12 protein-coding genes are annotated in these 10,863 nt (G+C 64.1%); 10 read left to right on the forward strand and 2 right to left on the reverse strand.

The genetic code is table 11. The features are described 5' to 3' along the window. Window positions 1-55 precede the first annotated feature (55 nt). Window positions 56-1,303 carry an MFS transporter gene (locus IVB32_RS37770; RefSeq protein WP_247413056.1) on the reverse strand — a complete coding sequence of 416 codons (1,248 nt, stop codon included), beginning with the start codon at window positions 1,301-1,303 and terminating at the stop codon, window positions 56-58. A gap of 207 nt (window positions 1,304-1,510) precedes the next feature. Here IVB32_RS37770 and IVB32_RS37775 point away from each other — a divergent pair, with 207 nt between their 5' ends. Next, window positions 1,511-3,577, forward strand: a complete 2,067-nt coding sequence (locus IVB32_RS37775; RefSeq protein ID WP_247413058.1) for a prolyl oligopeptidase family serine peptidase — start codon at window positions 1,511-1,513, stop codon at window positions 3,575-3,577. 116 nt (window positions 3,578-3,693) lie between these two features. On the opposite strand, the gene IVB32_RS37780 is transcribed toward IVB32_RS37775, so the two are convergent. Next, on the reverse strand, window positions 3,694-4,365 hold the full coding sequence (locus tag IVB32_RS37780; protein ID WP_018455989.1) for a DUF938 domain-containing protein: 672 nt from the start codon (window positions 4,363-4,365) through the stop codon (window positions 3,694-3,696). A 258-nt stretch (window positions 4,366-4,623) separates the two neighbouring features. Between IVB32_RS37780 and soxX the strand changes: the two genes are divergently transcribed. From soxX to IVB32_RS37825, 9 genes are all read left to right on the forward strand, one after another. Further along, the gene (gene soxX, locus IVB32_RS37785) at window positions 4,624-4,977 is read left to right on the forward strand and encodes a sulfur oxidation c-type cytochrome SoxX (RefSeq protein ID WP_018455988.1); all 354 of its coding nucleotides are present in this window, start codon (window positions 4,624-4,626) and stop codon (window positions 4,975-4,977) included. Between the two features lie 38 nt (window positions 4,978-5,015). Then, a complete protein-coding gene (gene soxY / locus IVB32_RS37790; protein ID WP_018455987.1) occupies window positions 5,016-5,507 on the forward strand; it encodes a thiosulfate oxidation carrier protein SoxY in 492 nt (163 codons plus the stop codon). A 15-nt stretch (window positions 5,508-5,522) separates the two neighbouring features. Continuing rightward, on the forward strand, window positions 5,523-5,834 hold the full coding sequence (gene soxZ / locus IVB32_RS37795) for a thiosulfate oxidation carrier complex protein SoxZ (RefSeq protein ID WP_018455986.1): 312 nt from the start codon (window positions 5,523-5,525) through the stop codon (window positions 5,832-5,834). Then, window positions 5,834-6,697, forward strand: coding sequence for a sulfur oxidation c-type cytochrome SoxA (soxA, locus tag IVB32_RS37800; protein WP_018455985.1), 864 nt, complete (start codon window positions 5,834-5,836; stop codon window positions 6,695-6,697). Before soxZ ends, soxA begins: the two co-directional genes overlap by 1 nt. Then, window positions 6,694-7,011, forward strand: coding sequence for a hypothetical protein (locus tag IVB32_RS37805; protein WP_018455984.1), 318 nt, complete (start codon window positions 6,694-6,696; stop codon window positions 7,009-7,011). Before soxA ends, IVB32_RS37805 begins: the two co-directional genes overlap by 4 nt. A 55-nt stretch (window positions 7,012-7,066) precedes the next feature. Further along, on the forward strand, window positions 7,067-8,818 hold the full coding sequence (gene soxB / locus IVB32_RS37810; protein WP_018455983.1) for a thiosulfohydrolase SoxB: 1,752 nt from the start codon (window positions 7,067-7,069) through the stop codon (window positions 8,816-8,818). Then, window positions 8,815-9,273 carry a hypothetical protein gene (locus IVB32_RS37815; RefSeq protein WP_018455982.1) on the forward strand — a complete coding sequence of 153 codons (459 nt, stop codon included), beginning with the start codon at window positions 8,815-8,817 and terminating at the stop codon, window positions 9,271-9,273. Before soxB ends, IVB32_RS37815 begins: the two co-directional genes overlap by 4 nt. A 270-nt stretch (window positions 9,274-9,543) precedes the next feature. Further along, the gene (locus tag IVB32_RS37820; RefSeq protein WP_018455981.1) at window positions 9,544-10,581 is read left to right on the forward strand and encodes an MBL fold metallo-hydrolase; all 1,038 of its coding nucleotides are present in this window, start codon (window positions 9,544-9,546) and stop codon (window positions 10,579-10,581) included. Window positions 10,582-10,657: 76 nt separating this feature from the next. Next, window positions 10,658-10,831: a hypothetical protein gene (locus IVB32_RS37825; RefSeq protein WP_018455980.1), complete on the forward strand. Its 174-nt coding sequence runs from the start codon at window positions 10,658-10,660 to the stop codon at window positions 10,829-10,831. Window positions 10,832-10,863 lie beyond the last annotated feature (32 nt).

Here is a 10,863-nt window from a genome sequence, read left to right on the forward strand (position 1 = left end):
AAAATCACTTCGACCTGGATCGAACTATCAACGCTGCTGACAGCCTCCCGCCATGTCAGATCGCATCCGGGAACTCGCCCATGGCCGCGTCGAGCCGCGCTTTGCGGCGACGGGTCCAGGACGCCAACGAGAGCACGGCGAGACCGAGCAGCACCGGCGGAAACACCACCATGTTCACCGCGGACCAGCCGTAACTGGCGAGCAACTGGCCGGACGAGAACGAGCCGATCGCCATCATGCCGAACACCAGGAAATCGTTGAAGGCCTGCACCTTGTTGGGCTCCTGCGGCCGGTGCGTCTCCAGCACCAGCGCCGAGGCGCCGATGAAGGAGAAGTTCCAGCCGACACCGAGCACGATCAGCGTGGCCCAGAAATGCATCGCGGTGATGCCGGACAGGCCGATGCCGGCCGCGCCGGCCTCCAGCAGCAGGCCGGCGGCAACGATCTTGCGCGCGCCGAAGCGGGCGATCAGCGCGCCCGTGAAGAAGCTCGGCCCGTACATGGCGACGATGTGCCATTGAATGCCGAAATTGGAATCTGAAACGCTCAAGCCGCACAGCTTCATGGCAAGCGGCGCCGAGGTCATCACCAGGTTCATCATGGGGTAGGAGATGACGCCGCACAGCGCCGCTGCGATGAAGCGTGGCTGGGTCACGATCTCGAGCAGCGGCCGCCCGCCATGAAGATCGGCCGGCGCCGGTTTCGGCATGTCGACCCCGGCGACGATGCCCATCGCGATGAGCGCGACAGCCGCCTGGACCAAGAAGCTGAAGGCGAAGAGATAAGGCTGCCAGACATCCATGGTCCATTGCACGAGCTGCGGACCGAGCACGCCGGCGAACACGCCGCCCGCCATTACCCAGGACACCGCCTTGGGTCGGTACGCCGCGCTGGCGCCGTCGGCGGCAGCGAAGCGATAGGACTGCGCCACCGCGCCGTAGAGGCCGCCAAGAAAAGTCGCCAGACAGAACAACGGAAACGAAGCGTGCAGGATCGCGAAGCAGCCGAGCAGGCCGGTGAGCGTACCCAGGCCCGTGCCGATGATGAAGGCCCAGCGGCGGCCGAAGCGACTCGATATCGCGCCGGTCGGCAGCGTGCCGGCCGCAAGCCCCAGCACGTACATCGACAGCGGTACCGTCGCGAGCGACATGTCGGGTGCAAGCGTCGCACCGACGATGGAGCCGGTGGCGAAGATCACCGCCGAATTGGCGCCGGTCAGCGCCTGCGCGGCAGCAAGGCGCACCACATTGGCGCGCACGCGGGCGTCGGCGGCGACCTCATTGGCTGCAGTCACATCCAGCATCGGCATTTCCGCCCCAACGGGCTTTTAAGTGCTTTCAAGGGCTCGCTTGATTCCCGGCACTATGGCGGGACGCGGGAGGGCGGGCAACCGGCGCAAACGGGCGCAGGCCATGTCTCTGACGCAATCGGGCCGATGATAATGGGCCGCGCACTTGACGGCTTGCGCTCGATCAAATCCTATCCGCCGCGACCTTCCGGAGTTTCGTTCATGTCCGTCGACGACAGGCCTACGCTCAGCGCTCCTGACGACGATCCCTGGCTCTGGCTGGAGGAGATCGAAGGCAAGCAGGCGCTCGATTTCGTCACACGGCAGAACAGCCTGACACTCGACGCGTTCGGCGGAGCGGCCTTCGCGCGCGATCGCGACATCCTCGCGGCGATCTACGATCGTCCCGACAACATTCCCTATGTCAGCCGCCGCGGCACCGAACTGCACAATCTCTGGAAGGACGCCACCAACCCGCGCGGCCTGTGGCGGAAGACTTCCCTTGCGGAGTTTCGCAAACCGCATCCGACGTGGGAAATCATGCTGGATGTCGACCAGCTCGCGGCACGCGAAGGCGAGGACTGGCTGCTGAGCGGCATCACCACGCAGCCGGGAAGCGCGCGCGCCATTTTGGGGCTGTCGCGCGGTGGCAGCGATGCCGTCACCTTGCGGGAATTCGACCTCGACACCAAGAGTTTCGTTGCGGACGGATTTGCGCTGTCGGAAGCCAAGGGCGGCGCCGATTGGCTCGATGCCGACACGCTGCTGCTGTCGAGCGCCCATGGCGAAGGCATGGCGACGAGCTCGGGATATTCCCGGACGGTTCGACTGTGGCGGCGCGGCCAGCCTGTCGATCAGGCGCAGGTGATCATCGAGACCACGGCCGATCATATGGCGATCTCCGGCATCGTCGACGACACCGCTGCGGCCCCGCGCAGCTGGATCGTCGACCAGATCGACTTCTTCAATCATGCGCTCTGGCTGCGCGACGCAGACGGTGCGACGACGAAGCTCGATCTGCCGACCGGCATCTGGTTGCAGGCGCATGGCGACTGGTTCGCGATGAAGCTGCGCGAAGCCTGGTCGATCGAGGGCAAGACCTATGCCGCCGGCACCGTGCTCGGCATGTCGCTCTCGGCGTTCCTCGCCGGCAGCCGCGATTTCGCGGTGCTGTTCGAGCCGGAACCTCGCCGCGCCCTGCAAGGCCTGTTCTGGACCGGAGGCAAGCTGGTGCTGTCGATCCTCGACGAGCTCCAGCCGCAATTCGAGATCTGCACGCCGTCGGCCACAGGCTGGAGCCGCGCGTCGCTCGGCGGCCTGCCGCAGATCGGCGTCGTCGACATCTGGCCGCTGGATCGCCATCCCTCCGAGAGCAATGGCGACCTGCTTGCCAATGTGCAGGATCCGCTGACGCCGCCGTCGTTGCTGCTGATCGAGCGCGGCGTCGCGAGCCCGACCGTGTTGAAGCAGGCGCCGAAAACATTCAACGCCGACGGCCTCGTGGTGACCCAGCACGAAGCGATCTCGACCGACGGCGAACGCATCCCCTATGTACAGACCGGCCCCGCCGGCGAGACCGGCGATGCACCGGTCTATATGAGCGCCTATGGCGGCTTCGCCCATTCGGTGAAGCCGTATTACAACCCGTCGCTCGGCAAGCTGTGGCTGGAGCGTGGCGGCACCACGGTGCAGGCGAATTTGCGCGGCGGCGGCGAATTCGGCACGCGCTGGCACGATGCCGGCCGGCTCGCCGGCAAGAAACTGTCGCACGACGATTTCGCCGCCGTTGCCGCCGATCTCGTCCGCCGCGGTGTGACGACGGCAAAGCGCATCGCCGCGCAGGGCGGATCGAACGGCGGCATCCTCATCACCAACATGCTGGTGCGATACCCCGAACGTTTCGGCGCGCTGTTCTGCACCATCCCGCTGATCGATATGCGCCGCTACACGAAGCTGCTCGCCGGCGCGAGCTGGATCGCGGAATATGGCGATCCCGACAAGCCCGAGGAGTGGGACTGGCTCAAGTCCTACTCCGCCTATCACAACGTCAAGGCCGGCCAGCCGTATCCGCCGATCCTGATCGCCACCACGCGACGCGACGACCGTGTCCATCCCGGGCATGCGCGCAAGATGGCGGCAAAGCTCCAGGCCATGGGCTACGAGGCCTGGTTCTACGAGCCTGAAGCCGGTGGCCACGGCTACGGCAAGGACAACAAGGAGCGCGCCGGGTTCGAGGTGATTGGCTTTCGGTTCTTAAAGGACAAGATCGGGTGGAAGGACGAGGGCTAGCGTTTGCGGCGCTGACATCTCCGCACGGTCATGGCCGGGCTTGACCGGGCCATCCACGCCTTAGCTGGTGCACGAAGAACGTGGATGCCCGGGACAAGCCCGGGCATGACGACCTCCTATCGCGCGAATACCAAGGTCAGATTGTTCGCGGGCATGTCCATCGTATCGACAAGGCGAAGACCAACGCCGCGGGCAAGCGCCTCGACATCGGCGATGTCACGCACGCCCCAGTCGGGATTGCCTTCACGCAGGGAGGTGTCGAACACCGCATTGCTGAGCGCGATGTGCTTGCCGCCGCGCTTGAACGGGCCGTAGAGGAACAGCTTGCCGTCGGCCCGCAAATAGCGGCCGGCGCCGGCGAACAGACCCTCGGCGACGCTCCATGGCGCGATGTGGATGACATTGGCGCAGAACAATGCGGCAAGACTCGACGGCCCCTGCCCGCTTTTCATCTCCGGGCACCAGTCCGGATCGGTGAGATCGATCCGCAGCGGCGAGCGGATGTTTTTGAGACCTGAATGAACGCGCCAGGCCTCGATGCTCTTGAGGTGGCGCTGGTTGAGATCGCTGGGCCACCAGATCAGGCCGGGCGTGTGACGGGCGAAGTAGACCACGTGCTGGCCGGTTCCGCTGCCGAGCTCGACCACGTTGCCGGTGCAGCCGGCGAGATGCCGTTCCAGTGCCGCCCAGAGCGGCTCGTGATTGCGATGAAATGCCGGCGCATCGAGCCGCCCATCCGACTCGACCCGACCGCCATCCCTGCCGAATTCGACGACATATTCAGCCAAGTGAGGTCCCCTTGAAAAAACGAGAACGCGATGAAAACAGGTTGAGCGCCCAAACGCTCAGGAAACAGCCGGCCCGCGCCACGGTCCCTAACTCTCGGACCAAGCCGGCTGAACAAATAATCTCTTTAGTTGCAATCGGGAAGATATTAACTCCATTTTGTCGCGTGGATAGTCTTGATTGTCAGGCGGCGCCCTTTGTGCTTTGGAACGCTTCTATTTCGTAATCGAGACCATCGCATAACGCCTCGGAATAACGCCTTGACCGCCTTTTCCCGGACGCCCGTTCTGTTCATCTTGCTGGCCATTGCAGCCGGCCTCGCCACCCCGGCGTGGGCGCAGTCCGCTGTGGCCGACGGCCAGAAACTCGCTTTCGACCGCGGCAAGGGCAATTGCCTGACCTGCCATGTCATCAGGGGTGGCGACCTGCCGGGAACGATCGGGCCGGAACTGAAGGACCTCAAGGCCAAGTACCCCGATCGCAACGAACTGACCGCGATCATCTTCGACGAGACCAAGCGCAATCCGCAGACCATGATGCCGCCGTTCGGCCGGAACCGGATTTTGACCGAACAGGAGATCAGCGCGATCGTTGATTTCCTGCAGACCCTGTGACTTCAGGCATGCCACGAGATTTGGTTGGGAGACCAGAGATGACCACACTCACCGGCCCAAGCGCGACGCGGCGCCTGATCCTTCAGGGCGCAGCCTCGGTCGCGTTGCTCGGCCTCGGCAATCTGCCGTTCGGCGCCGCGCCCGCGCGCGCCGCGGCCAACGACAAATATCCGGAAGAGGCGTTCAAGCAAAAGAGCGAGGCTGACGCCATCAAGGCGCTCTACGGCAAAACCGCCGAGCCGTCCGACAAGGTCAAGCTGGACGCCCCCGAGATCGCCGAGAACGGCGGTGTGGTGCCGATCTCGGTGACGACGACACTCGACAAGGTCACCTCGATTTCATTCTTCGTGGCCGAGAATCCCAGCGCGCTGGCCGCCAGCTACAGGATTCCCGAAGGCACGATCCCTGCTGTCGCCAACCGGCTGAAGATGGCCAAGACCACCAACGTGGTCGCGATCGTGGAGGCCGACGGCAAGCTCTACAGCGCGACCAAAGAGGTCAAGGTCACCGTCGGCGGCTGCGGCGGCTAAGCGAGGAAGATCGAGATGGCATCCAGCATTCGCGTCCGCGCCACCACCAACGGCGACATCACCGAGGTGCAGGCGCTGATCCAGCACCCGATGGATACCGGCTTCGTCAAGGACGCCAAAGGCGAACTGATCCCGGCGCATTACATCCAGCAGCTGAAATTCGAATGTAACGGCAAGGACGTCTTCGTTGCCGATTGGGGCACCGCGGTCTCGAAGGACCCCTACGTCAAGTTCAGCTTCAAGGGAGCCAAGAAGGGCGACGATCTCAAGGTCTCCTGGACCGATAACAAGGGTGCGTCGGACACGACCACTGCGAAGATCTCGTGATGAAGGCCCGCACCACCATCCTGCTTGGTTCGTTGAGCGCCGCGCTCGTCGCGTTGGCCCTCACCTCTCCACGCGTGGTGGCGGCCGACAAGGTCGATCCCATCGCCGATGCCAAGGCGTTCCAGAACTTCTTCTTCCAGAAATTCCCTGATGTGAAGCACGAGGATTTCGTCAACGGTCCTTATTCCATGAACGAGGACATGAAGCGGCAGTGGCAGGAGAAGGAGGAATTCCCGCCCTACGAGTTTGCGCTCGACGCCGGCAAGGAGATGTTCGCCACCCCGTTCAAGAACGGCAAGACCTATGCGGACTGCTTCCCGAACGGCGGCATCGGCATCCGCCAGAACTATCCTTATTTCGACGAGAAGGAAGGCAAGGTCGTCACGCTGGAGCTGGCGCTCAACCGCTGCCGCGAGGCCAATGGCGAGGCGCCCTATTCTTACGTCAAGGACGAGATGGCCTCGCTCACGGCGTACATGGCCTTCACCTCGCGCGGCAAGCCGATGGACATCAAGATCCCCGACGATCCTCGCGCGCTCGCGGCATTCGAGAACGGCAAGCGCTATTTCTACACCCGCCGCGGCCAATTGAATTTCTCCTGCGCGAGCTGCCATGTGCAGAGCCCGGGTGAGCGCATCCGCGCCGAGATCCTGGCGCCGGCGCTTGGCATTCTGAACGCGATGCCGATCTACCGCTCCGAATGGAGCGGCATGGGCACCACCAGCCGCCGCTTCGTCACCTGCAACAGCCAGACCCGCGCGGTTCCGCTGGAGCCGCAGGCGGATGAATATCGCGACGTCGAATATTTCCTGTCCTACGTCGCCAACGGCCTGCCGATATCGGGACCGGGAGCGCGGCCATGAAGCTGTCACTCCCTTTCGTCCGGCTGCTTGCCTTGCTGCTTACCCTCGGGCTCGCGCCGGCGGCGCGCGCGGCAGATGAGGCAGACTACAAGGCGGCCTTTGCCGCCGCCGAGGCCGCCTCCAAGGAGGCCGCCGGCATGCGCAACCAATGGACCGTGACCGTCTCGACGCTGGCCGCCGCAAAGAAGGCGGCCGATGGCGGCGATTTCGACCGCGCCGTGGCCGCAGCCAGGGAGGCCGAGGCGCTGGCGAAGGCGTCGATCTTCCAGGCGATTTCCGAAAAAGAAGCCTGGAAGGCGATGGAAATCCGTTAGACTGTTCGCTTGTGCAACAGCCTTGCGACCGTGAGAGGGCGCGGAGAATTTCTGGATGGCGATCCGCCGCCGCGATTTCCTGAAGAATGCAGGCCTTGCTGCCGCATCGCTGAGCCTGCCGCGGCTTGCGCTCGGTGCTGAGGCTGCGAGCATTTACGACCTCGAACGGTTCGGCAATGCGCGCATCCTTCACCTCACCGACACGCATGCGCAACTCAATCCAGTCTATTTTCGCGAGCCCAGCGTCAATATCGGGATCGGCGAGATGGCGGGACGGCCGCCGCATCTGGTCGGCCGCGCCTTTCTCGACCGTTTCGGCATCAGGCCCGACAGCGCGGATGCCTATGCCTTCAGCTGCTTCGAGTTCGAGAAGTCCGCAGGCCGCTTCGGCAAGCTCGGCGGCTTCGCCCATCTGAAGACGCTGATCGACCGCTTGCGTGGCGATGTCGGCGAAAAACGCTCCGTGCTCGTTGACGGCGGCGACCTCTGGCAAGGCTCGGGACTTGCCAACATCATGCAGGGCCGCGACATGGTCGAGGCCGCAAACCTGCTCGGTGTCGAGGCGATGACCGGGCATTGGGAATTCACCTATGGCGAGCAGGCGCTGCGCGACAATCTCGCGCGCTTCAGGGGCGAGTTTCTGGCGCAGAACGTTTTTCTCACCGAGGAAGCCGCATTCAATGATGCCCCGGCCTTCGACAAGGCGACGGGACGCGTGTTCAAGCCCTCCGTGATCAAGGAGCTCGGCGGCCATCGCGTCGCGATCGTCGGCCAAGCCTTCCCTTACGTGCCGATCGCGCATCCCAAACGGTTCACGCCGGACTGGTCCTTCGGCATCCGCGAGGAAGAGCTCCAGAAGCATGTCGACGGCCTGCGCGGCACCGACAAGGTCGATGCGGTCATCCTGCTGTCGCATAACGGCATGGACGTCGATCTCAAGCTCGCAAGCCGCGTCACCGGTATCGACGTCATCCTCGGCGGCCATACCCATGATGCGATCCCGCAGCCCATCGCCGTGAAGAATGCGAGCGGCACGACGCTCGTCACCAATGCCGGCTCCAACGGAAAATTTCTGGCCGTGCTCGATCTCGCGCTCGACAAGGGCAAGGTCGGCGACGTCAAATATCATCTGCTGCCGGTCTATTCCGAGCTGTTGAAACCCGATCCCGGGATGGCCGAACTGATCGGCCGGTTGCGGGCACCCTTCGTCACCGACTGGTTGGAGAAGATCGCGACGCCCGATCGCCTGCTGTATCGACGCGACAATTTCGCCGGCCCGGTCGACGAGCTGATCTGCAGCGCGCTGCGCACCGAGTTCGACGCCGAGATCGCGCTGTCGCCGGGCTTCCGCTGGGGCGTCACCGGACTGTCCGGCCAGGCACTGACGATGGAGGATTTGCTCGCGGAAACCGCGATCAGCTATCCCGAGACCTATGTGCAGGAGATGACCGGCGCGGAGATCAAGGACGTGCTGGAAGACGTCTGCGACAACCTCTTCAATACCGATCCCTATTACCAGCAGGGCGGCGACATGGTGCGCGCCGGTGGGCTCAGCTACACCTGCACGCCGACGGCGACGATCGGCAGCCGGATCTCGGAGCTGAAGCTCAATGGCGGCAAGGCGCTCAGTGCCAGCCACCGCTACAAGGTCGCGGGCTGGGCCTCGGTCAACGGCCAGCAAGGCGCGCCGGTGTGGGATGTGGTGGCAAAATATCTGCGCTCGGGCCGGATGTTTCAGGAGCGGCTCGGCTCCGGCGTCACGCTAAAGGGCGTCGAGGGTAATCCGGGCATCGCAGGACAGGGATGATGCGGTCGCAAACCCTATCCGCGATGCTGCTGGCGCTGTTCGCCTGGGCGGCGATGCCACCGGCTTTCGCGCAGCAGGTGCCGCTCCAGGACAAGCCGTTCGCCGAGCACAAGATCGTGCTGCAGCTCTCCGATGGCGATGCCAGGAAGCAAGCTCTGGTGCTCAGCGTCGCCAACAATTTGCTGAAGGCCTACGACCCCGACAAGGTCGCAATCGAGGTGGTGGCGTTCGGTCCCGGCATCGACCTCCTGTTCACCGGCAGCGAGCGCCGCAAGCAGGTCGAGAGCCTGATCGCGCAAGGCGTACGCTTCGACATCTGCCTCAACACTGTCGACACGATCGAGCGGGAGACCGGCAAGCGGCCGGAGTTCATCCCTGCCGCTACGCCGGTGCAGGTCGGGGTCGGGCAGATCCTGTTCCTCAGCGAGAACGGATACACGGTGGTGAGGCCCTGAGCCTTTTGTCGGGGCGAAGCGTCGCGGCATACTCGGTGTCATCGCCGGCGAAGGCGGGCGATCCAGTACTCCGAGACCGCGAGGGGTACGGGAGGGCGCGGCGTACTGGATTCCCCGCCTTCGCGGGAATGGCAGCCGTGGCTAGGTGACGCCCACCCGCCCGTCACAGGAATAAAAATCTTCCAAATTTTCTTGCTTACACAGTGAATTGCTTCTCTTGTAAGCCCGAAATGTAATAGAATCTCGGGGTAGTTCACGCCGGGTCTTGCCATGATCTTCCGCCAGCTCTTCGACAGTGTTTCGGGCACCTACAGCTATCTCCTGGCGAGCCGCGCCGGCGGCGAGGCGCTGATCCTCGATCCCGTGCTGGAGAAGGTCGACCGCTACTGCCAGCTCCTGCGCGAGCTCGATCTCAAGCTGGTCAAGGCCGTGGACACCCATCTGCACGCCGACCACGTCACCGGCCTCGGCGAGCTGCGCGACCGCACCCATTGCATGACCGTGATGGGCGACCAGACCAAGGCCGACGTGGTGGCGATGCGGGTTGCCGACGGCGACAAGGTGACGATCGAGGGCCTGTCGCTCGACGTGATGTACACGCCCGGCCACACCGACGACTCCTACTCCTACTTGATGGGCGACCGCGTCTTCACCGGCGACACGCTGCTGATCCGCGGCACCGGCCGCACCGATTTCCAGAACGGTTCGTCGCGCGCGCAGTACGATTCGATCTTCAACCGCCTGCTCAAGCTGCCCGACGAGACCATGGTGTTCCCGGCGCATGACTACAAGGGCGACACCGTCTCCACCATCGGCGAGGAGAAACGCTACAATCCGCGGCTCCAGGTGCGCTCGGTCGACGACTATATCGAGCTGATGGCCAATCTGAAGCTGCCCAATCCGAAGATGATGGACGTCGCGGTGCCCGCCAACATGCATGTCGGCCTGCACCAGGAGGAGCTGGAGAAAGAGGGCCGCGTGCTCCGCGCCGTCGAGGCGATCCGCAGCCTCGGCCGTCCCGATATCCTGCTGGTCGATTTGCGCGAGACCAATGAGCGGATGAAGCACGGCATGCTCGAAGGCGCGCTGCATACACCCTATCCGTCCGTTGAGGACAGCCTCAAGCCCGGCGGCATGCTGCGCGAGGTCGCGGCCGCCACCGGTCGCCGCGTCGTGTTCTTCTGCGCCTTCGGCGAACGCTCTGCGATGGCTGTCGCCGCCGCCAAGGAGGCCGGGCTCACCAACACCGCCCACATCGCCGGCGGCATCGATGCCTGGAAGAAGGCCGGCGGGCCGGTGGTGCACTGACCGCCTTGAGATAAGTCAGGAACTGCACATATCTTCCGGATAGGTTTGGGCGCAGCATCACTGTCCGGGACCAGCCATGGCCAAGATCGGCAAGCCGAGCGCGCCGCCCAAAATTGCGGACGACGCGCCAGCAAAAGACAAGGCGAAGAAGCCTCAGCCTCCGCGCGACACCGAAGACGATGATTACGAAGACGGCGACATCGCGACACCAAAGCGCGACCGCTACGGGCCGGACGACGAGCCGTTTTGAGGGGCTCGTCTCTTGCCACGCTCTCAACTGTC

Origin of the sequence: Bradyrhizobium sp. 23 (assembly GCF_023073295.1) — a bacterium.
In the GTDB taxonomy this organism is placed as follows: domain Bacteria; phylum Pseudomonadota; class Alphaproteobacteria; order Rhizobiales; family Xanthobacteraceae; genus Bradyrhizobium; species Bradyrhizobium canariense_D.

Excerpts from the sequence above, each read along its gene's own strand:
- IVB32_RS37770 (WP_247413056.1), bottom strand. The coding sequence starts at position 1,303 with ATGCTGGATGTGACTGCAGCCAATGAGGTCGCCGCCGACGCCCGCGTG.
- IVB32_RS37775 (WP_247413058.1), top strand. The coding sequence starts at position 1,511 with ATGTCCGTCGACGACAGGCCTACGCTCAGCGCTCCTGACGACGATCCC.
- soxY (WP_018455987.1), top strand. The coding sequence starts at position 5,016 with ATGACCACACTCACCGGCCCAAGCGCGACGCGGCGCCTGATCCTTCAG.
- soxZ (WP_018455986.1), top strand. The coding sequence starts at position 5,523 with ATGGCATCCAGCATTCGCGTCCGCGCCACCACCAACGGCGACATCACC.
- soxA (WP_018455985.1), top strand. The coding sequence starts at position 5,834 with ATGAAGGCCCGCACCACCATCCTGCTTGGTTCGTTGAGCGCCGCGCTC.
- IVB32_RS37805 (WP_018455984.1), top strand. The coding sequence starts at position 6,694 with ATGAAGCTGTCACTCCCTTTCGTCCGGCTGCTTGCCTTGCTGCTTACC.
- soxB (WP_018455983.1), top strand. The coding sequence starts at position 7,067 with ATGGCGATCCGCCGCCGCGATTTCCTGAAGAATGCAGGCCTTGCTGCC.
- IVB32_RS37815 (WP_018455982.1), top strand. The coding sequence starts at position 8,815 with ATGATGCGGTCGCAAACCCTATCCGCGATGCTGCTGGCGCTGTTCGCC.
- IVB32_RS37820 (WP_018455981.1), top strand. The coding sequence starts at position 9,544 with ATGATCTTCCGCCAGCTCTTCGACAGTGTTTCGGGCACCTACAGCTAT.
- IVB32_RS37825 (WP_018455980.1), top strand. The coding sequence starts at position 10,658 with ATGGCCAAGATCGGCAAGCCGAGCGCGCCGCCCAAAATTGCGGACGAC.